We start from the raw sequence: 19,956 nt of genomic DNA, 5'->3' as shown, positions 1-19,956 counted from the left end.
GTGCGCTCCCGCGCCCCACTGCCGCCCTTCCCCCGCTGGACTGGCGCCCACGTCGTCATCCATACCCCTCGCACGCCGCCCACCGTCCTCGGCGACAGCCGCCGCGAGCTGCACATCATCCTCTCCGCCCGCGTCACCTACCGCGCCCGCCTGTGGGCCCTGTGGCGCGCCCTGACCGGACGGGAGGTGACCGGCTGATGCCCCGCCACGACGTTCGCGTCCTGCTGGAGAACGGCACCCAGCGGGCCCGGGTTTTCCTCGACGGCCGCGAGCTTCACGGCGTCCGCTCCGTCACCACCCACCACGAGTACGACGCCCCAACCCGCGTCGAGCTTGAGCTTTACGTGGCCACGGCCGCCGTCGAGTACGTCGACAACCTCGATGAGCACCAGGAGGTGAGCAGCGATGCCCCTTCCTGACTCCGGTACCACGTGGCCGCCCATCGACCCCGTCGTACAGTCCGACCTCGCCGACTGGGACGCCTGGTACTCCGCCGAACCTGACCGGCTGGAGCAGCGATACTCCGGGCGCGGCACCGTCGGCACGTCCAACCGGCCCGCGCAGTACGCCGGCGGTGTCCGGGGCCGTCTCGCCCGCTGGTTCTGGGGCGCCCCAACCCCCGACGGCGAGAAGCGCGACAAGCTGCACATCCCGCTCGCGGGCGACATCGCGCGCACCAGCTCCGGCCTGCTGTTCTCCGAGCCGCCGAAGCTGATCAGCGACGACACCGCCACACAGGCGCGCCTCGACAAGCTCGTCGATAAGGGCTTGCACCCCACTCTCTTGGAGGGCGGCGAACTGTGCGCGGCGCTCGGCGGCTCGTACTTCCGCGTCGTCTGGGACGAGGACGTGTCAGACCGGCCGTGGATCGACACCGTCGCCGCCGACCGGGCCGTCCCCGAGTTCCGGTACGGGAAGCTGGTCGCGGTCACGTTCTGGACTGTGCTTCCGGGCCCGGACGGCATCGACGACCGCCGCGTGTTCCGGCACCTGGAACGGCACGAGCGCGGTCGGATCTACCACGGTCTCTACGAGGGCACCGGCACCACGCTCGGCGCCGTCCGGCCGCTCGCCGACCACCCGGCCACCGAGCCCCTCGCCTCGCAGGTCGACGCTCTCGGGGGTCTCGACACCGGCGCGCCCGGCCACCTCACCGCCTCGTACATGCCCAACGTGCGCCCCTCGCGCGGTTGGCGTCACGTCCCGAGCGCGGTGTACTGGGGACAGTCCGACTTCCAGGGCATCGAGGGCATCCTCGACTCCCTCGACGAGTCGTGGTCGAGCTGGATGCGCGACATCCAGAACGGCAAGGGCCGCATCGTCGTTGCCGACTCCCTCCTCCAGTCCAACGGGCCCGGCAAGGGCGCCACCTGGCAGGAAGAGCGGCGGATCTACAGCAGCCTGAACATGCCGCCCGACATGAGCGGCACCCGAGACCCGATCGACGTCGTTCAGTTCGAAATACGCGTTCAGGAGCACGCCGACACGTGCGCCGCGCTCGTCAACGAGGCCGCCCGGCAGGCTGGCTACTCCGCGAGCACGTTCGGCGAGGCGTCCGAGGGCACCGCAGTGACCGCAACGGAGATCAGGGCCCGGCAGCGCCGCACCCTGATCACCCGCTCGCGCAAGGCCTTGTACGCCGCCCCGGCGCTGGCTGACATCACGGCCGCGCTCCTGGCGGTCGAGGCCGGGTTCCGGTTCGGCGTCGACGGCCTCGATATCAGCGAGGCTCCGAAGGTCGAGTTCGAGGACTCCATCAGCGAGTCCGCTGGCGAGCTGGCGACGACTTCCGAGCTGCTGCGCCGTGCCGAGGCAGCCTCGACCGACACCCTCGTCCGGCTGAACCATCCCGACTGGGACAAGGACCAGGTCGAGGCCGAAGTCGAGCGCATCCTCGAAGAATCCGGCCGCGGCCCGACCGCCAACCCCGAGGACATCGGAGCGGAGTGAGACGTCGATGCCGGTTTCCCCAGCGATGGCGGAGGACCTCGCGCATGAGGTAGGCGCCCTGTACCGGGACGCCGAGGGCGCGCTCCTGGAGCTGCTTGCGCGCGCCCTGGAGGAGGACATCGAGTCGCCTCGGTGGGCCGAACTCAAGCTCGCCAGCATCGGCAACCTACGGACGGCCGTCGAGCAGGTCGCCGAAGCGCTCCAGGCCGACACGACCGGTGCCGTACGGCGCGCCCTGGTCACCGCGTACAACCGGGGCCGTCAGGCCGCCGTCGCGGAACTCGGCGCGCTCGACATCGGCCGCGAGCTGGTCGCCCGTGACACCGTGCCGAACGCCCCGGCGGTCGACCGGCTCGCCGCGAGCATGGCCGAGGACACCCGCCCCGTCTATCAGCGGATTACCCGAGCCGTCGTCGACACCTACCGGCGGATCATCGCCCGCGCGTCCGGCACGCAGCTGCTCACCGGCATGACCCGCCGACAGGCCTCGCAACGCGCCCTCGACCAGTTCGCGGGACAGGGCATCACCGGGTTCGTCGACTCCGCCGGCCACCGCTGGGAGATGGCCTCGTACGCGGAGATGGCCGTGCGATCCGTGACCGCGCGCGCGGCTGTCGAGGGCCACATCGACGCCCTCGCCGAGATCCGCGTCGGCCTGGTCATGGTTTCGGACTCCCCGTTGGAGTGTGAGCGGTGCCGACCGTGGGAGGGCGAGGTGCTCACCCTGGGACCGGAGTCCGGACCGCACACGATCCGCGTCGAGAAGGTGATCCAGCCGACCGGCCTACGGGCGCAGCTCCGGTCACCCGAGACCGTCGCCGTGCACGTCGCCGGGAGCCTGACCGAGGCCCGCGCGACCGGGTTGTTTCACCCGAATTGCAGGCACTCGCTCGGCGCGTACTTGCCCGGCGTCACGACCCGGCCGCCGCACCATCCCACCCCGAACACGACGTACGAGGACACGCAGCGGCAACGCGAGATCGAGCGGCACATTCGCCGCTGGAAGCGCGTGCAGGCCGCCGCCATGGACGACGCCGCACGGCGCCGCGCCGGGGCCTTCGTACGGAAGTGGCAGGCCGCCCAGCGCGCCCACATCGACGCTCACGACGTCCTGCGCCGCAAGCCCGCGCGCGAGCAGATCGGCTCCGCGCGCTGAACACCCGCCCCACGGCCGCACGGCCACGGGCACACCCGAAACGGGAGAACACCATGCACCGCACCCCTTTCCAGCACCCTCAGGCCACGCACCCCGCCGGGCAGGTGATCGGGTACCGCCGCAACGGCGCACCGATCCACGTCATCGCGGGTGGCAACGGCGAGGGCGAAGGCGGCTCCGGCTCCGGCCAGGGCGTCGGTAACACAGGCTCGACCGAGCAGGGCGGTGCCACCGGCACCGCGCAGACCGGCGAGCAGGGCGGGAAGCCGTCCGGCCAGCCCGGTGCCGAGACCGACTGGAAGGCGCACGCCCGCGAGTGGGAGAAGCGCGCCAAGGAGAATGCAGCTGCCGCCACCGAACTCGCCACGCTCCGGGCCGCGAACCAGACCGAGCAGGAGAAGGCCGTCAGCGCTGCGGAGAAGGCCGGTCGCACAGCCGCCGCCTCCGAGTACGGCGCCAAGCTCGCCGCCGCCGAGTTCCGCGCGGCGGTCGCCGCCGCCGGGATCAGCCTCGGCGAGGCCGCCGACCTCATCGACACCACCCGGTTCGTCGGCAAGGACGGCGAGGTGGACACCGCCGGCATCACGGCCGCAGTCGCCAAGCTCGCGAAGCTCGCGCCGCGCGGGCCCGGCCGCTCCGGCGCCGACATGGGCGGCTCCGGCGGCTCCGGAGACCAGCCCTCCATCGACAAGCAGATCGCCGAAGCCACCGCACGCCGGGACTTCAAGGCGGTCATCCGACTGAAGCGGCAGAAGGCCGCACAGAGCTAAGGAGTCACCATGGCCGGCATCACCGGGATGGGCACCACCTTCAACCTCCCCAACTACACCGGCGAGCTCTTCGCCTTGACGCCCTCGGACACCCCGCTGCTGTCGGCCATCGGTGGCCTCACCGGCGGTGGCATGACCACCGCCACCGAGTTCGAGTGGCAGACCTCCGACCTGCGTGACCCGGCGCAGCGCACCCGGGTCGAGGGCGCCGACGCGCCGACCGCTGAGGGCCGCGTCCGCGCGAACGTGAAGAACGTCGTGCAGATCCACCAGGAGACCGTGTCGGTCTCGTACACCAAGCAGGCCGCCATCGGTCAGGTCGCGTCGCCGCAGTCCGCGCCGTACAACCACGGCGGCGGCTCCAACCCGGTGACGAACGAACTGGACTGGCAGGTCGAGCAGGCTCTCAAGCAGATGGCCCTCGACGTCAACTGGTCGTTCATCAACGGCCAGCACGCCAACCCGACGTCCAACGCGACCGCGCGTCAGACCCGGGGCCTGCTCGCCGCGATCACCACGAACCGGATCGCGAAGGGCGTCACCGTGACCGGCGCATCGAGCGCCACCGACACCATCACGGCCGCCGGTCACGGCCTGGCCGACGGCGACAAGATCGTGTTCACCAACACGTCGACCGCGACCGGCATCGTGGCCGGCCGGATCTACTTCGTCGACTCGATCGACGCCAACACCTTCAAGGTGAGCGTCTCCAGCGGCGGCGCCGCGATCACCCTCGGCACCGCCACAGGCATCGCGTACACCAACCCGTGGGAGACCACCCTCACCCCGAGCCACGTCTCGGACCTGCTCCAGCTCGCCTACGACAACGGCGGCATCTCCGAGCAGGAGACCGCCACGCTCATCACGAACTCCTCGCAGAAGCGGGCACTTACCGAGGCGTTCGCGTCCGCGTACGGCAAGTTCACCGAGACGTCCCGAACGGTCGGCGGTGTCGCTGTCGACACGATCATCACGGACTTCGGCACGCTCAACGTGATGATGGACCGGCACATGCCTCAGGACGTCATCACCGTGGCATCCCTGGAGCAGCTGATGCCGGTCTTCCTGAACATCCCGGGGAAGGGCGTGTTCTTCGAGGAGGAACTCGCCAAGACCGGTGCCAGCGACAAGGTCCAGATCTACGGCGAGATCGGCCTCAAGTACGGCTCCGAGAAGGCCCACGCGGTCATGACCGGTCTGAAGGTCTGATCGCCCATGACCATCTACCAGCGTGCGAGCGGCGGTCACGTCGCGGAGAGTCTGCGCCCCCTGGAGGACAGCCCCGAGGCCGTCGAACTGGCGCGCCTCGCGAACGACCCGGAGTCCGGCTGGCGAGCGGTGGCAGAGGAGCCGCCCGTGCCCGTCGAACCGGAGTCGCCGGACATCTCGCCCGCCCCGGTCGAGCCGGTCGAGCCCGTGGCCCCGGCAGAGCGTCCGGCCAAGGGCGCAGCGAAGGCCGAGTGGGTGGCCTACGCGGTCGCTCAGGGAGCCGAGCAGGCCGACGCCGAGACCGCCACGAAGGACGACCTGATCAAGGCACATGGAGGTGAGCCCGATGGGGCTGGTGAGTGATATCGGGGTCTCCGTGTCGGCGAACCTCACGAAGGCCGGCGACCTGTCCACGGCGGCCGACCCGCTGTCGTGGCGTCGGGGCCTGCATCTGGAGTCCGGGACCGGCGCTGGGAAGGCCGACCTGCGGTTCGCGGACACGCGGACGCTCGCGGCCTCGGCGACGGAGGATCTCGACCTCGCAGGCGTCCTCACGGATGCCTTCGGGGCGGCCCTCACGTTCGTCCGGATCAAGGGACTGCTCATCTCGGCGGCTGCCGCGAACACGAACAACGTGGTCATCGGCGCTGCTGCGGGCTCACCGTGGGCCGCCCTGCTCAACGCCACGGGCACGCTCACGCTGCGCCCGGGTGCCACCGTCGCGCTCACGACCGGCGCGGCCGACGCCGTCACCTACGCGGTAGCCGCGGGCACCGCCGACCTGCTCAAGGTCGCCAACAGCTCGGGCGGGACGCCGGTGTCGTACGACATCGTCGTCATCGGCGCGAGCGCGTAGAGGGGGTGGTCGCCATGGCCCGTGTCTACGCGACCGCCGCCCAGTACGAGGACTACACCGGCGTCACTCCCGCGCCGGTAGACATCGAGACTCGCCTCAGGCGCGCCTCGGCGTTCCTCGACGCCCAGGTGCTCCGGCTGTGCGCGTACGCGGTTGACGACGGCGGCCTCCCTTCCGATCCGGTCGTCGCCCAGGCGTTCACGGACGCCGTGTGCGCTCAGGCGGAGTGGGGGGTCGACGTCGGCGACGTGACTGGCGCGGCCGCGGTCGGCTGGGGCGACGTGGAGATCGGCTCGGTTCGTCTCCGCCGGTCGGTGACCGCGACATCCGGGGACCAGTCGCCCGGGCGGCAGATCGCCCCAGCGGTGTGGGACGCGCTCCGCTCCCCGGACCTGACCCCGGACCTGTTCGTGCTCGGGGCGGTGGCCACATGATGACCGCCCTGCCCGCGGCGATGCTCGGGCACCGGGTGACGGTCGAGCCGTACCTCGGGCGTACCTCGGTGGGCCCCCGGTACGGGCCGCCCGTCGTCGTGCGGTGCTTCCTCGATGAGAAGACGCGCACCGTGCGGGACCCGACCGGCCGTGAGGTCGTGTCGTCGTCGACGTTCTACGCCCGGCCGGGCCTCGACTGCCCGTCGGAGTCCCGCGTCACCCTGCCGTCCGGGCGGCGGACGACCGTGATCGCCCGCCTCGACCGGTCCGGCGGCGGTATGCCGACCCCGGACCATGTGGAGGTGCAACTGTTGTGAGCCCGCAGTACACCCGTTTCATCCCGGGGAACGCCCGCTCTCAGTGGACCGCGCGGGGCCGACGCCTCGCGGGCGAGGGGCTGCAACGCGGCCTTGAGCACGTCCTCGCGGAAGCCCGCAAGATCGTGCCGCTCGACGAGGGCACCCTCGAACGCTCGGGGCGCGTCGTCCGTGACGGCCTGAACGGCGCGGTCACCTTCGACACCGTTTACGCCGTCCGTCAGCACGAGGAACTCACCTGGCGGCACCTTCCCGGCCGCTCCGCGAAGTACCTGGAGATCCCGATGAACCGGGAGCGGGACGTCGTCCTGCGCCTCATGGCCGTGGACATGCGGCGGTGGCTCCGTGGATGACGAATTCGACATTCTCGACGGCCTCGCCCGCTACCTGGCCGAGCGCAGCCTCGTCACCTACACCAGCGGCGGCGACCTCACGGATGACTGCTTCCTGGAACTCATGCCGCCCGAGCCGGACGAGGCCGTCGTCCTCACCGTCTACGACGACCGGGCCGAGCCCGACTCCCTGCTCCCGTACGACGAACCGCGCGTCCAGGTCCGCGTACGCGGCACCGCAGACCCGCGCGTGTCCCGGCGCCGCTGCCGCGCGATCCGCTCAGCCCTGCACGGCCTCGGTCCCGTCACCCTGCCCGACGGGACCGAGCTGATCCTCTCCGTCTGTCTCCAGGCCGACGCCGCGTCGATGGGCACCGACGAGAACGGCCGGCACGAGCACATCGCGAACTTCCGGATGGAGATCCACGCGCCCACGGCGCACCGCGTCTGACCCCACCCACTTCCGAGCCCGCCGCCTCTCCTGGCCGCGGGCTCTTCGGCATGCCCAGGAGGACCCATGGCACCCCGCAAGTACAACGCTCGCGACTGCGAGTTCGAGATCGAGGACTTCCTCAACCCCGGCACGTGGGTGGCGTTCCGCACCGCCAAGGGCGGCAACGAGGCCGACACGGGAGGCATCAACACGTTCTCCCGCAGCTTCGACTACGAGGCCACCGACACCACGACCTTCGGGTCTGAGGGCCGCGCCGAGACCCAGAACATGCAGGAGGGCATGTCCATCACTCTGGAGGGATTCCGGCTCAAGGACCAGTCCACGGGCGCCCTCGACCCGGCGCAGGCCCTCGCGGAGGCGCAGGCCCGGCGCCTCGGCGACGAGAGCGAGGTCGGGTTCAGGTTCGCGGCCCCGGGTGACACCACGTGGGAGGTGTGGCCCCGAGCCACCTTCCAGCTCGGCGACCAGGGCGGCGGGAACAACGACAAGAAGTCGTGGTCCGTCACGGTCACCCGTTCCGGCAACTCGACGACGGCGGCGAAGGCATGAGCGGCCGCGTGAACGAGTCGTGGGATGCGTTCTGGTCCGAGGTGTCCCGAGGTGAGACCGAGGAGATCCGCGGCGTCACCGTCCCCGTCCCGACCGACATGCCGCTCCTCGTCGAGCGCCGTGTGCAGGAACTCCAGGACTCGGCCGAACTCGACGATGTCGCCGAACTGGTTTCGCTCATCTTCGGAACCGACTGCATGGAGCAGTGGCGCGAGAACGGCATGGGCCTCAAGGAGTTTCAGACCGTCCTCACGTGGGGCCTCGCGCACGCCGGCGGTAACCCGCTCACGTTCGCCGAGGCGTACGAACTGGTCGAGCAGGGCGAGGGCGCCCAGGCGGGAAAAGCGCAGCCGAACCGAGCCGCACGACGCTCGCGATCGAACGCCACTGGTGGGCCCTCGAAGCGGACTTCCAACGGGAGTACGGCCTCGGGCCGCAAGAAGTCGCGCGGCTGACCCGCCGACGCTTCTACGCCCTCATCTCCGGTCTGTCGCCGGAGTCCATGTGGCGGCGCATGGCCGGAGACGAGATCTCGATCATCGACGACCCCGACGAGATCCGGGCCGCCCTGAGATCCACCTGACCGACGGGAGGTCTGATCATGACGCTCACCGTGGGCGAGCTGGTCGCGAACATCCGCGTGGACGACTCCGGCATGCGCCGAGGGCTGTCCGCTGCCGAACTGCAAATGCGGGGCTTCTCCCGGGACTTGAACGGCCAACTGCGGGATGTCCGTGGTCGGTTCGCTCGACTCGGTAGCGATCTGGCGGAGTCCGTTCAGCGGATGGATGGGCCGCTGCGGGACGCCCGTGGGCGGTTCGCCAGCCTGGGCAGCGCCGCTGCGGAGTCTGTCCGGCAGATGGACGGACCGCTGCGGGACGCGTCCGGTCGTTTCGCTCGCCTCGGCGCTGAGGCAGCCGAAAGCGTGCGACAGATCGATGGTCCGCTGCGCGACGTCAGCAGCCAGGTCGCCCGGATGGGGGACGAGGCAGCCGACTCGGTCCGTCAGATCGATGGTCCGCTGCGAGACGCCAGCGGTCGGTTCGTCCGGCTCGGCGACAGTGCGGGCAGCAGCCTGCGGACGGTGAACCGCGAGGGCAACCGGGCATCCCTGTCGCTGGGCCGGATCGGGTCCGCTCTGGGCCCGCTCGCGTCCGTGGCTGGCACGGCCGGAATGATCGCGGCGAAGGTCGGGGCGATCATCCCGGTGGCGGCCGGCGCTGCGGCGATGCTGGCCAACATCGCGCCCGCGGCCGCGGTGGCGGCGACTGCCGTGTTTGCCCTGGCGCAGGCCAATGGCGCACTGAAAATCGGCATGAGCGGTGTCTCTGACGCCCTCGGGGCCGCCTTCAAGACCGTCGCCACGTCCGCCGGCAGCGCGACAGACAACACCCAGGCCGTCACCGCAGCGCAGCGGGCCCTGAAAGACGCGGTGAAGAACGCGGCCGAGGCGAACGAGCGCGCGGTCGAGCGGGTCAAGGACGCCGAGGGCGACCTCACGGACGCGCAGCGCGAGGCCCGCGCCGCACAACTGGCCCTGAACGATGCTCGCAAGCAGGGCGCCCGGGACCTGGAGGACCTGAACGACGAACTCGCGAGCGCGGAAATCGACCAGCGCGACGCGGTGCTCGACGTCGCCGAGGCCGAGAAGGAACTCGCCGCGGCGCGGAAGAAGGGCACGCCCGAGGAGATCGAGCGGGCGCAGCTCGCCTACGAGCGGGCGACGCAGCGGCTCAAGGAGCAGCAGAAGCAGACGGAACGCCTGCGCCAGGAGACGACGGCCGCGAACAAGGCCGGCGTGGATGGGACGAACGCGGTCCGGCAGGCTCAGGAGCGGATTGCGGACACTCAGCTTGCCGTCAAGGACCGGGAGGAGGCCCTCGCCGACGCTCGCAAGGAAGCTGCCCGTACGGCGGTTGACGGCATCGAGCAGGTACGGCGCGCGCAGGAGGCCCTGACCGAGGCCATGGCTCCGAAGGGGGGCGGTGGCGCTGCCAAGGTCGATCCGTTCGCCGAGGCCATGGCCAAGCTCGCTCCGGCCGCGCAGGCGTTCGTCCGCGCGATCATCTCTCTCAAGCCCGCGTGGGACGCGTTGCGCCTGGACGTGCAGCAGCACCTGTTCCGGGGGCTCGCGGGGGAGATGACCCGTACGGCGGGCAGCGTGCTGCCGGTCCTGCGGAAGGGCCTGACGGGGTCTGCCGACGCCCTCAACTCGATGGGTAAGGGTGTCCTGAACGCGGCCCGGCAGCTCGCGGACAACGGCACTCTCGGCCGGGCGATGGGCTCGGCCACGAAGGGCCTGCACAACCTGTCCCGGATGCCGGGGCAGATGGTGACCGCCCTCGGCCAGCTCGGAGCGGCGGCCGGTCCGTCGTTCGAGCGGCTGACGAAGGCCGGCGGAAATGCTTTCGACCGGCTCATGAAGAAGCTGGCCAAGTCGTTCGAGTCGGGCGCACTCCAGAAGGCCATCGAGCAGGCCATCGACCTGATCGGCGACCTGGCCGAGGTCGCCGGGAACGTGTTCGGGATCATCGGCTCCGTCTTCAAGGCGGCCGAAGTGTCCGGCGGCGGCATGGTCGGGGTATTGAAAGAGATCACGGGTGCGCTGGAGAAGGCGTTCGCGTCTCCGGACGTGCAGGCCGGTTTGAAGGCTCTGTTCAGCGTGATGGCGCAGGTGGCACGGTCGGCGGCGCCGATCCTCGTCTCCCTGCTCCGCACGCTGGGGCAGGTGTTCAAGACGCTCGGGCCCCCGGTCGAGCAGCTGGTGAAGCACCTTGGCACGGGCTTGTTGAAGATCGCTACGGCGCTGGGGCCTGTGGCGGTCGAGCTGGCCAAGGCGTTCGGGCAGCTGGTCGTGATGGCGCTGCCTCTGGTCGACCTCGTTGCTGACCTGATCGCGGGCGCGCTGCCCATCCTGGCGCCGATCTTCAAGCTGCTCGGGGAGCAGTTCAAGGTTGTGGCTCCGCTCGTGGCCGCTCTCGCGAAGGCCGTCGGCGACATGTTGATGCCGATCTTCGAGGCCTTGGCTAAGGAGGTGCTGCCCGCGCTCCTGCCGCCGCTGCTCAAGCTCGCGAACATGCTGTTCCCGCTCTTGACCAAGGTCATCATCGACCTGACGCCGAGCCTGACCGAGGTCGGGGTTGCCCTCGCTGAACTGCTCGTCGAGCTGGCCCCGCTTATCGTCACCGTGCTCGAACTCGTGGCCGCGCTTCTGACCAAGCTCATGCCCATTCTCGTGCCTCTGATCAACCTCCTGACGCGGCTTGCGACGGGGGCTCTGTCGTCCCTCGCGCAGGTCATCAACCGGTATGTCATCCCGGCGGTTCGAGCGATCGTGACTCTGCTGCGCGGTGATCTCTCCTCCGCTCTGTCGCAGGCGAAGGGGATCGCGCGGAGCTACGCGGAGGATCTCGTTCGGAACTTCGTGTCGATGAAGGACCGGTCGGGCAAGGCACTCGGGCAGCTCGGCGATCTCGCAAAGCGCTTGGGTCGCCAGACCGCGGACAACCTCGTCGGCAGCATGCGGGGAGCCCTGCGTGAGCTGGACGAGGTGTTCGGCGGCCTGCCGAGCCGAATTGTCCAGGCTCTCGGAAACCTCGGGAACACCCTGTACTGGGCTGGCCGCGACATCATCTACGGCCTGATCGACGGCATCGCGTCCATGCTCGGGGACCTGCGCGGCATGCTCGGCGACATCACCATGAGCCTGCCCGACTGGAAGGGCCCGGCGGAGACCGACGCGACGATCCTCACCCCCGCCGGCCGCAGTGTGATCGCCGGATTCCAGGCCGGTATCCGGTCGCAGGTTCCCGCGCTCCAGCGGCAGCTACAGGGCATCACCACCAGCCTGCCCGGCGGGGTGCTCGATGCCTCGGCGGCCGGAGGGTTCCCGGGACCGGCCGGATCTCAGGGGCCGATCGTCATCGAACTCCACGGCGACGGCCTCAAGGACACCATCACCCGCATCGTGCAGAAGCAGGGCCGAGGCAACGTTCAGATCGCCTTCGGCCAGTAGAAGGGAGGGTCCGTGCCGGTCCCCGACGCCCGCGTAGAACTCCAGATCCAGGGTGCTTGGACCGACGTCACACAGCACGTCGTCCAGGCCACGGGAATCCAACTCGACTACGGGCGGACCGACGAGGGACGCCCCGTCGAGCCGGGGACCGGCGCTCTCACACTCCTGTCACCCAATGGGGTGTACTCCAACCGGAATCCGAACTCGCCCTACTTCGGAAAGCTTCCCCGCAACACGCCGATCCGTGTCTCCACCACGGCCGGAGAGACGTACATGCGGGTCAACGACGCCGTCGAGGACCGAGCCTCGACCCCGCATCACGCGTCGTTCAACATCACCGGTGACCTCGACGTCCGCTTTGACGGCGCCCTGGACGACTGGCGGCCCGACAACTCGACGTTCCTGATGGGCAAGTGGGCGGCGGCGCCCAACGCCACCTGGTACCTGTACGTCAACGTGCTTGGGTTGTCTCTCGCATGGTCGCCAGACGGCACCGCCTTCGTGCAGCGCACCTCCGCGCCCCTCCCCGCCGGCCCCGGCCGCCGCCTCGCGGTCCGGGCCACCCTCGACGTCAACAACGGCAGCGGCGGGCACACCGTCACCTTCTACACCGCCCCCACGCTCGCCGGACCGTGGACCCAGCTCGGCCCCGCCCAGGTCACCACCGGCACGACCAGCATCGCCACCAACACGGCAGACCTCCAGGTCGGCGACATCAGCGGATTCAACTTCCTCGCCCCCGTCGGAGAGGTCTACGCCGCCGAGGTCCGCAACGGCATCGGCGGCACCGTCGTCGCCGCACCCCGCTTCGACCAGCAGAACGCCGGAGCCACCGGCTTCACCGACTCTGCCGGCCGAGTCTGGACCCTTCGGGACCACGCCACGATCACCGACCGACGTACGCGCGTCGTGCACGTCGTACCGTCGTGGCCCTCGACGTGGCACCGCTCCGGCGGTGACGTGCGGGCCCCGATCGAGACCGCCGGGGTGCTCCGACGGCTCGGGCAGGGCCGGAAGGCCATCGACTCCGCGCTCCGCCGGCGCATCATCACGTGGGACCCGCCTGTGGCGTACTGGCCGTGCGAGGACGGCAGCAGCGCCACCCAAGCGGCCGCCCCGATCAAGGGTGTCCGACCGCTGGCTTTCACCAAGGCCTCATTCGCGTCCGATGACACCCTCGCCGGGTCGGCCATGCTTCCTGCGGTAGACGCGGGCGGCACCATGACCGGCAGCGTGCCGATACCTTCGGGGCCCCCCGACTACGAGTGGTCCGTACACCTCTTCTACCGGGTCGACTCCGCCCCGGTGAGCGACGCCGAAATCTTCGCGTGGCGCACCAACGGATCGCTGGTCCGGTGGCGGGTCCTGATGCGGGCCGGACAGGCGACACTCCAGGCCTTCGACTTCGAGAACACGATGCTCCTGGAAGCCACGATGGGCGCGCCGCCCGAGGTCTTCTCAGGGTGGCAGCGGATCACGGTACGGGTGGAGCAGCCGGGTGGCGGAAACACGATCAACTGGAACATCGGCTGGTACAACAGCCTCGGCACCTACAGCTACACCAGCGGTACATCAATCAACAGCGCGGGAGCCGTTACCCAGATCGCTACCGTCTTCGGCGCGTTCCCGGGGCTGAGGGTCGGGCATGTCGTCGTCCTTCGGGACGGTGGCGTGAACTCCACCGTCTTCCCGTTCATGGGTGCCGAAACGGGGTGGATCGGCGAGACAGCCGTGGACCGCCTTCGCCGTCTGGCCGTCGAGGAACGCACCAACGTCACCCTGTCCGCCTGGCAGGGCAACGGCGCCCAGGACGCAGAGGCCATGGGCGCGCAGCGGCCCGGCGTCCTCCTGGACGTCCTCCAGGAGTGCGCGGACTCAGACGGCGGAATCCTGGCCGAGGAGCCGAACAGTCTCGGCCTGGTCTACCGAGACCGTACGAGCCTGGAAATTCAGTCCCCTGTCGTCATTCCGTATGCCGCGCTGACCACTCCTTTCAGCCCGGTCGAGGACGATCTCCGGCTCCGCAACGACGTCACCGTCGAGCGCGTGGGCGGCAGTTCGGCCCGCGCGGTGCAGGGGACAGGCCCACTGTCTGTGGCAGCCGTCGGCCAGTACGACGAGGCCGTACCCCTGTCTCTGGCGACCGATGGCCGGACAGAACAGATAGCAGCGTGGCGGCTGCATGTGGGCACGTGGGATGAGGCCCGGTATCCGCAGGTCCGCATCATGCTGCACCGGCACCCGGAGCTGATCCCGGCCGTCTCCAGGCTCCGGGTCGGGGACTACATACAGATCACCGGCACGCCCTCGCATATGCCGCCGGGGCCGGTTGCCCTCCTCGTGCAGCGCATCTCAGAGAACCTTCGTACCCACACGTGGGATGTCGTCCTCACGTGCTCACCGGCGGGACCGTGGCGGGTCGGCATCTACGACTCCGCGACCCGGGGCAAGGCCGACACCAGCGGCTCTCAGCTCGCGTCCGGTGTCAGCTCGACGGCGACGTCCCTGTCGGTGACCACCACGGTCGGGGTCCGCTGGACGGTCGACCCTGCCGAGATGCCCATCGACATCACCGTCGGCGGCGAAGAGATGCGGGTCACCGCGATCACCGGTACCGGCTTGACGCAGACATTCACCGTCGTTCGCTCGGCCAACGGCGTGACCAAGTCCCACGCGGCCGGGGCCGCCGTATCCCTGGCCCGCCCCGCCTATTACGCCCTCTGAGGAGGTCCTTGTGCCCGATCCGATTGTGTACGCAGGCCAGGGAATCCGGGCCGACCCGATCAACGCCCTTGTCCAGCCTCATGTACAGGCCCATGTGGGCTCGTTCAACGTGCCCACGGGGTCTTCCACATACACCCCGGCCGCCTTCACCACCACCCTCAGCAGCAACACAGCGAGCATGTGGGGCGCCGGAGCCCCGACCCGGCTCATCGCCCCCACCACCGGGGTCTACCTCGTTCACGGCGGCATCATCTGGCCCGCCGCCCTCGGTGCAGTTGACGCCCGGGGCGAGATCCGCATCAACGGTTCGGCGTCGCCTGCGCCCGGCACTCGGGTCGGCACCCAGCGAGGCAGCTCCGGCAACATGCAGGTCGTCGCCGGCGGGGTCGTCATCCTCAATGCCAACCAGTACATCGAGCTGTACCTGAACACACAGAGCGGCTCGAACATCGCGGCTGGCGTCACCCTCGGCATCACCCGCATCTCTGCCACCTGACCAGGAGCCCCCCGTGCCCGCATTCCCCGACTTCGACGACGCCGGCATCGCCTACGACCTCCACCTCTGGCACCCCGAGTGGGGGTCGGTCCATGTGTCGGTCGGCACCCCCAGCTACCCGCCTGTGGCCATATTCGACAGCGAGGGCGTGGACGCCGCGGTCCGCGCGTTCGCCGAGGCGCTCATCCCGCTCATCGGCGGCGAGAAGATCATCGAGATCCTCCGACTCAAGACCGAGTCCACAAAGTGGACTCCTCCGCCTCCGCTCACTCCCTGACCCTGCCCCTGCCCACCTGCCCCGGCGCCGCTACGGCCCGGGGTTTCGTCATGTCTGGAGACCATCATGGCCATCGTCCGCCGTGCCGACTGGGGCGCGCCCGCGACCAGCCCGGCCACGTACATCGGCTCCACCCACGGGGTGAAGATCCACTATCTCGGCACCGCGTACACGAGCCGGCCGCACGCGCAGTGCGCCGCCTACGTCCGGCAGATCCGGGCCAGCCACCTCGCGAACAAGAAGGAGGGGTACGTCGATGTGGCGTACAACTTCCTCGTCTGCGAGCACGGCACCGCGTACGAGGGCCGCGGGGTCCGCCGCCGGACCGGGGCGAACGGCACGGCCGCACTCAACTCCCGGGACTACGCCGTGTGCGCGCTCCTGGGCTCGTCCGGCCTGACCAAGCCGACCGATGCCATGCTGCATGGCATTCGCGACGCCATCGAGGAGCTGCGCAAGCACGGCGGCGCAGGGACGTGGGTCGGTGGTCACCGCGATGGCCACCCGACCAGCTGCCCGGGAGACGCTCTGTACGACTGGACGAAGCGCGGCGCACCGAGGCCGACCGTGGAGGAAGAGCCCGAGCAGAAGCCGCCGACGCCGCCGAGGCCGACGCCGCCGAAGCCTGTCGTGGACCTCTCGAAGCTCATCGCGGCAGCGAAGGCCGACCCGCCGAGGAAGGGCACGCCGGTGTCGTACTACGGCGTGAAGACGGTCGAGGCGGCGCTCGTCGCCGAGGGTCTGCTCGCGCGCGAGGTGGCTGACGGGCACTACGGCACGGCCACTGTCCTGGCGTACGCCGCGTGGCAGCGACGGTGCGGCTACAAGGGCAACGACGCCGACGGCAAGCCGGGGCCCGCGTCGCTGGAGAAGCTCGCGAAGAAGCGTGGGTTCACCGTGACGGCCTGACGAAACCTCGAGGTTTCGTTGAAATCTGAACCATTACTCGAGCATCCCCCCACCGGAGGTACCCGCATGTCCCCCGCCAACATCCGCACCGCCCGCACCATCCTCCAGGTCACCGTGGCCCTGGCGCTCGCCCTCCCCGCGATCGTCGCCGCGTCCGGCATCCCCGCGGCCCTGCCCTTCGCGGCCGGCGCCCTCGCGGTCGCGGGCGGCCTCGCCCGCGTCATGGCCCTGCCCGCCGTCGAGGCGCTCCTCGACCGCGTCGGCCTCGGCCTGGTCGACGACGGCGAGGCCCGCCGGTGACCGACTCAACGACATCCGAATCGGTCGCCGTCGCCATCGCCGAGATGCGCGGCGAGATTCGCGCCGGATTCGCGGAGCAGGCCGGCACCCTCGCCCTGCTCGTCCACCGCAGCAACCGCACCGACGAGACCCTCGCCGCTCACGACACCCGAATCGACATGGTCGAACGCGGCGAAACCGAGCGGCAGAAGCGCAACGACGCCCGTCTCGACGCCCTCGAACGCTCCCGCTGGCCTGTGGCGAGCGTTGGCGCGCTCACGGGCGCCGGCGGCCTCGCCCTGGCACTCTGGACATTCGCGTCTCGCTGAACACCAACGCCCCCTCCCGCGCCACACAGGCGCCGGAGGGGGCGGTTTCGTCGTGTCAGATCGGCTACCGTCGCGCGAGTTCCGGAAGGAGTTCGCGGGCCTGCTTCATCAGTACCTCGTCGGCAAGGGCGAACCGGCCGACGTACACCTCGTTATGCCCGTACATGTTGCCCCCGTTACCCTTCGGCTCCGCTCGCGCGTCCCATTCGAGGGACCACTCGGCAGACGGAAGATCTACGGACCCCGGTTTGAGGACCGTCCGGGCGCTCCACGCCGTACAGATGACCCACTCGGCATGCGCCTCCCGGCCCGCGTTCAAGCCGGTGTGTCGCGCCCCGACGTCGAGGAGGCTCACATCGGGGACCTCGGGGATCGGGATGTACCCGACGGCCGCCGTCACTCCGAAGTGCCCGGTAGTCGCGTACGCCGCGACGCCGTAGATGTCCGGCCACATGTGGAGCAGGGGAAACAGTGTCACCCTGCTCGTACCGCTGATCTCGCGTGCCATGGCGCCTCTCCTCGCGTGCGGAACCCCGCTCTGATCCTGCCAGAGCGGGGCCCGCGACTTGCTGTGCTACAGGGTCAGTTGTCGCCGCAACCCTGAGTCGGGTTGCTGCCGCCGCCGTCGCCGCTCTCGATGTCCTTGTTGCCCTGGTCCTCGTCGCCCTGGAGGGTGATCCAGCGGTCCATGTTGATCATGTGCGTACTCCTTCACTCGGTGGTGGAAGTGCTGCACTTGCTGAGCCCCGCTCCCCTGGCACTCGACCAAGACATCCACAGGAGCGGAGCAGTCCCCTCGTCCGGAGTCGAACCGGAGTCGCCGAGCAGGTGTGTAGACGAAACGGCCTGCACGGGCTCTTCCTGACTGAGCTACGAGGGGTGGATCGCCGCCCCGCCGAGGAGGCGGGGGATCGACATCGACGGGGCGGCTGTCTACGGGGTGCGCAGCCACAGGGCTGCGCCGTATGCGCCGATGGCTACGGCGATGAGGAAGAGGGCCGCTTGGGCGGTGCGTCGGTGCTGATGATGCGGAGCGCCCCATGAGGGGTGAGGCTCGCGCGTTCCTCGGGGCTCGCGGTCCAACAGTCGTCCGGGTTCGCGGTCCACTCGTAGCCTCCCGGGCGCGCGAGGGTCAGCAGGCTGCCGTGAACGTCGCGCACCTGGCCTGCGAGGGCTCTCGTACCGTCCACTACGTAGTCCCCCGCCCGGTACCTCACTGGGGCCGCCGGGCAGCGCGGAGGATGGCCGTCAACCGTTTCGCACCACTCATGGTCACGGAGCCGAGGACGTACACCGAGACGTCGCCCCGGTGGGTGGGCTGCACCTCGCGGTACATGCCACGGGAGGGGAAACCGGCCTCCTCCATCGCCGTGCGAAGCGCGAGGAAGACCTCGCCGGCCTCGGCCTCGGCCACGGGACGGATCGGCGGTTCGGTCGTCGGCGCGGTCAAAGTCTGCTCCCTTCGTGACGTGCTTCCTGCGGTTGGTGTAACCAGTTAACGACTGTCTGTGTGTGGCAACTTGCACAGGTCTTGCACAAGCCCGGACGCACTCGGCGGTCGCCTGCAACCATGGAGGCAGTGATCTGACCTCGACCGGGTAGGACTGGCCACATGGGCACACCCAGCGATGTAGCACCCGGGGCGAACCTCGCCCTCCTCCGGAAAGAGCGCGGCCTCTCTCAAGTTCAGCTCGCACGGATGGCCAACGTGTCCGTGTCGCTGCTCTCCAAGATCGAGGTAGGCGACCGCACACTCAGCCCGACGGTGGCCGCGGCGTTCGGCAAGGCCCTCGGACTGTCGATGGCGGAGGTGCTGGGCCGCGCCCGGGTCGAAGAGGTCGACGAGGCACGGCTCACGGCACTGCGGTCAGCCGTCCGGGACTATGACCTGCCGGGCCGTACCCCTGCCGACGAGGGGGCCATCCTGGACGCGGTCACGGCCGTGCGGGACGCCCGTGACGCGGCGCGCGTTCATCACGTCCTCGCGCGCCTGCCGGGGCTCCTGCGGAGCGCCACGACCTACGCCCATGCGGAGAACACAGCCGCGGCGTGGATGACGCTCGCGGAGGTCTACAGCTCCGTCTACTGGCTTGCGGCCCGGCATCGGTGGATGGACATGGCCGAGTTGGCGGTGACCCGGCAAAGGTGGGCCGTCGAGCAGCAGCCCACCCCGCTCGGTGAGGCTATCGCCGCCCGTGACCGGGCCGGCGCCTACCTGAACGGCGGCGACGCCGACGGCGGCCTCACGATCGTTGACCGGGCTATCGCGCGGGCCGAGTCAACGCTCTCCGGGGAAGATCGGGCGTTCGCTGTCGGTGTGCTGAACCTGCGAGGGATGACGCTGGCGGGACGGCTGGACGACAAGACCGAGGGGGCGCGCGAGGCAGAACGGCACATCGCCTCCGCCGAACGGGTGGCCGACGAGTGGTTCAGCGGTGGCGACGCGAATCGGCACTCGATGATCTTCGGTCCGCAGAACACCGCCACGCACGTCCTCGCGACTCGGCTCGACCTCGGCCGCCCTCGGGAGGCCCTCGCCGTCGCGGAGAACCTCGACACGGTGCTCGACGGCCTGCCGGCTACCCGTGTTGCTCCGTCGCGTCTGAACGTCGCCCGCGCGCACCTCGACGTGGGGGACCGCGAGGCCGCCCTCGCGAATCTGTCCGCAGCGTGGGAGGCAGCGCCGCAGATGGCTCGTATCCACCCCACTGCCCGGGAAGTGTTCCGAGTCCTGGCGTCGTTGCACCGACGGAGCAACCCGGAGCTGTTGCGTCTCTCGGCCCTGTCGGGGATGCCGTTGTAGGGACGCCGTACGGCCCCGCTCTCTGCATGTCGAGGCGGGGCCGTAGGATCTCCGCAGTTCAGGGGCGGGATGCTTTGCACACATTGACGGAGGTCAC

The 19,956-nt window shown here is 69.9% G+C and carries 25 protein-coding genes; 22 read left to right on the top strand and 3 right to left on the bottom strand.

What is annotated here, in order from left to right; genetic code table 11:
- The 14 genes from ABZ567_RS31240 (at position 1) to ABZ567_RS31175 (ending at position 8,482) form a co-directional block, all read left to right on the top strand.
- Positions 1-198 carry a hypothetical protein gene (locus ABZ567_RS31240; RefSeq protein ID WP_360796500.1) on the top strand — a complete coding sequence of 66 codons (198 nt, stop codon included), beginning with the start codon at positions 1-3 and terminating at the stop codon, positions 196-198.
- On the top strand, positions 198-419 hold the full coding sequence (locus ABZ567_RS31235; protein ID WP_360796497.1) for a hypothetical protein: 222 nt from the start codon (positions 198-200) through the stop codon (positions 417-419). The genes ABZ567_RS31240 and ABZ567_RS31235 overlap by 1 nt, the downstream gene beginning before the upstream one ends.
- A complete protein-coding gene (locus ABZ567_RS31230; RefSeq protein WP_360796494.1) occupies positions 406-1,950 on the top strand; it encodes a phage portal protein in 1,545 nt (514 codons plus the stop codon). Before ABZ567_RS31235 ends, ABZ567_RS31230 begins: the two co-directional genes overlap by 14 nt.
- A 7-nt stretch (positions 1,951-1,957) precedes the next feature.
- Entirely contained in the window at positions 1,958-3,106 is a 1,149-nt protein-coding gene (locus ABZ567_RS31225) for a phage minor capsid protein (protein ID WP_360796491.1), read from the top strand.
- Positions 3,107-3,159: 53 nt separating this feature from the next.
- Positions 3,160-3,876: a hypothetical protein gene (locus ABZ567_RS31220; RefSeq protein WP_360796488.1), complete on the top strand. Its 717-nt coding sequence runs from the start codon at positions 3,160-3,162 to the stop codon at positions 3,874-3,876.
- Positions 3,877-3,885: 9 nt separating this feature from the next.
- Positions 3,886-5,085, top strand: a complete 1,200-nt coding sequence (locus tag ABZ567_RS31215; RefSeq protein ID WP_360796486.1) for a DUF5309 family protein — start codon at positions 3,886-3,888, stop codon at positions 5,083-5,085.
- A gap of 6 nt (positions 5,086-5,091) precedes the next feature.
- Positions 5,092-5,448, top strand: coding sequence for a hypothetical protein (locus tag ABZ567_RS31210; RefSeq protein ID WP_360796483.1), 357 nt, complete (start codon positions 5,092-5,094; stop codon positions 5,446-5,448).
- Entirely contained in the window at positions 5,441-5,941 is a 501-nt protein-coding gene (locus ABZ567_RS31205; protein WP_360796480.1) for a hypothetical protein, read from the top strand. Before ABZ567_RS31210 ends, ABZ567_RS31205 begins: the two co-directional genes overlap by 8 nt.
- Positions 5,942-5,955: 14 nt before the next feature.
- Entirely contained in the window at positions 5,956-6,375 is a 420-nt protein-coding gene (locus ABZ567_RS31200; RefSeq protein ID WP_360796478.1) for a hypothetical protein, read from the top strand.
- Positions 6,375-6,692 (top strand): hypothetical protein, encoded by a 318-nt coding sequence (locus ABZ567_RS31195; RefSeq protein WP_360796475.1) that lies wholly within the window; start codon positions 6,375-6,377, stop codon positions 6,690-6,692. The genes ABZ567_RS31200 and ABZ567_RS31195 overlap by 1 nt, the downstream gene beginning before the upstream one ends.
- On the top strand, positions 6,689-7,045 hold the full coding sequence (locus ABZ567_RS31190; RefSeq protein ID WP_360796472.1) for a hypothetical protein: 357 nt from the start codon (positions 6,689-6,691) through the stop codon (positions 7,043-7,045). The genes ABZ567_RS31195 and ABZ567_RS31190 overlap by 4 nt, the downstream gene beginning before the upstream one ends.
- Positions 7,038-7,475: a minor capsid protein gene (locus tag ABZ567_RS31185; protein ID WP_360796469.1), complete on the top strand. Its 438-nt coding sequence runs from the start codon at positions 7,038-7,040 to the stop codon at positions 7,473-7,475. The genes ABZ567_RS31190 and ABZ567_RS31185 overlap by 8 nt, the downstream gene beginning before the upstream one ends.
- A gap of 66 nt (positions 7,476-7,541) precedes the next feature.
- A complete protein-coding gene (locus ABZ567_RS31180; RefSeq protein ID WP_360796466.1) occupies positions 7,542-8,027 on the top strand; it encodes a hypothetical protein in 486 nt (161 codons plus the stop codon).
- 8 nt (positions 8,028-8,035) lie between these two features.
- Complete coding sequence (locus tag ABZ567_RS31175) at positions 8,036-8,482, top strand: hypothetical protein (protein ID WP_360796464.1); 447 nt, start codon at positions 8,036-8,038, stop codon at positions 8,480-8,482.
- Between the two features lie 13 nt (positions 8,483-8,495).
- Here the strand turns inward: ABZ567_RS31175 and ABZ567_RS31170 are convergent, their stop codons facing one another.
- Complete coding sequence (locus ABZ567_RS31170) at positions 8,496-8,630, bottom strand: hypothetical protein (protein WP_360796461.1); 135 nt, start codon at positions 8,628-8,630, stop codon at positions 8,496-8,498.
- Here ABZ567_RS31170 and ABZ567_RS31165 point away from each other — a divergent pair.
- The 7 genes from ABZ567_RS31165 (at position 8,629) to ABZ567_RS31135 (ending at position 17,056) form a co-directional block, all read left to right on the top strand.
- A complete protein-coding gene (locus ABZ567_RS31165) occupies positions 8,629-12,042 on the top strand; it encodes a hypothetical protein (protein ID WP_360796458.1) in 3,414 nt (1,137 codons plus the stop codon). The genes ABZ567_RS31170 and ABZ567_RS31165 overlap by 2 nt on opposite strands.
- Positions 12,043-12,054: 12 nt before the next feature.
- Positions 12,055-14,766, top strand: coding sequence for a hypothetical protein (locus tag ABZ567_RS31160; protein WP_360796455.1), 2,712 nt, complete (start codon positions 12,055-12,057; stop codon positions 14,764-14,766).
- Between the two features lie 10 nt (positions 14,767-14,776).
- A complete protein-coding gene (locus ABZ567_RS31155; RefSeq protein WP_360796452.1) occupies positions 14,777-15,262 on the top strand; it encodes a hypothetical protein in 486 nt (161 codons plus the stop codon).
- Between the two features lie 13 nt (positions 15,263-15,275).
- Positions 15,276-15,539: a hypothetical protein gene (locus ABZ567_RS31150; protein WP_360796450.1), complete on the top strand. Its 264-nt coding sequence runs from the start codon at positions 15,276-15,278 to the stop codon at positions 15,537-15,539.
- A gap of 66 nt (positions 15,540-15,605) precedes the next feature.
- Positions 15,606-16,448 carry an N-acetylmuramoyl-L-alanine amidase gene (locus tag ABZ567_RS31145; RefSeq protein WP_360796447.1) on the top strand — a complete coding sequence of 281 codons (843 nt, stop codon included), beginning with the start codon at positions 15,606-15,608 and terminating at the stop codon, positions 16,446-16,448.
- Positions 16,449-16,514: 66 nt separating this feature from the next.
- Positions 16,515-16,748: a hypothetical protein gene (locus ABZ567_RS31140; RefSeq protein WP_360796445.1), complete on the top strand. Its 234-nt coding sequence runs from the start codon at positions 16,515-16,517 to the stop codon at positions 16,746-16,748.
- The gene (locus ABZ567_RS31135) at positions 16,745-17,056 is read left to right on the top strand and encodes a hypothetical protein (protein ID WP_360796442.1); all 312 of its coding nucleotides are present in this window, start codon (positions 16,745-16,747) and stop codon (positions 17,054-17,056) included. The genes ABZ567_RS31140 and ABZ567_RS31135 overlap by 4 nt, the downstream gene beginning before the upstream one ends.
- A gap of 64 nt (positions 17,057-17,120) precedes the next feature.
- On the opposite strand, the gene ABZ567_RS31130 is transcribed toward ABZ567_RS31135, so the two are convergent.
- The gene (locus ABZ567_RS31130) at positions 17,121-17,564 is read right to left on the bottom strand and encodes a hypothetical protein (protein ID WP_360796439.1); all 444 of its coding nucleotides are present in this window, start codon (positions 17,562-17,564) and stop codon (positions 17,121-17,123) included.
- Between the two features lie 705 nt (positions 17,565-18,269).
- Complete coding sequence (locus ABZ567_RS31125) at positions 18,270-18,506, bottom strand: hypothetical protein (RefSeq protein ID WP_360796436.1); 237 nt, start codon at positions 18,504-18,506, stop codon at positions 18,270-18,272.
- Between the two features lie 162 nt (positions 18,507-18,668).
- Between ABZ567_RS31125 and ABZ567_RS31120 the strand changes: the two genes are divergently transcribed.
- Positions 18,669-19,859, top strand: a complete 1,191-nt coding sequence (locus ABZ567_RS31120) for a helix-turn-helix transcriptional regulator (RefSeq protein WP_360796433.1) — start codon at positions 18,669-18,671, stop codon at positions 19,857-19,859.
- Positions 19,860-19,956: the final 97 nt, after the last annotated feature.

Source organism: Streptomyces sp. NPDC016459 (assembly GCF_040632845.1).
Lineage (GTDB): Bacteria > Actinomycetota > Actinomycetes > Streptomycetales > Streptomycetaceae > Streptomyces.
Note: the sequence above shows the minus strand (reverse complement) of the source record. Positions and strands in the feature narration are given on the sequence as shown.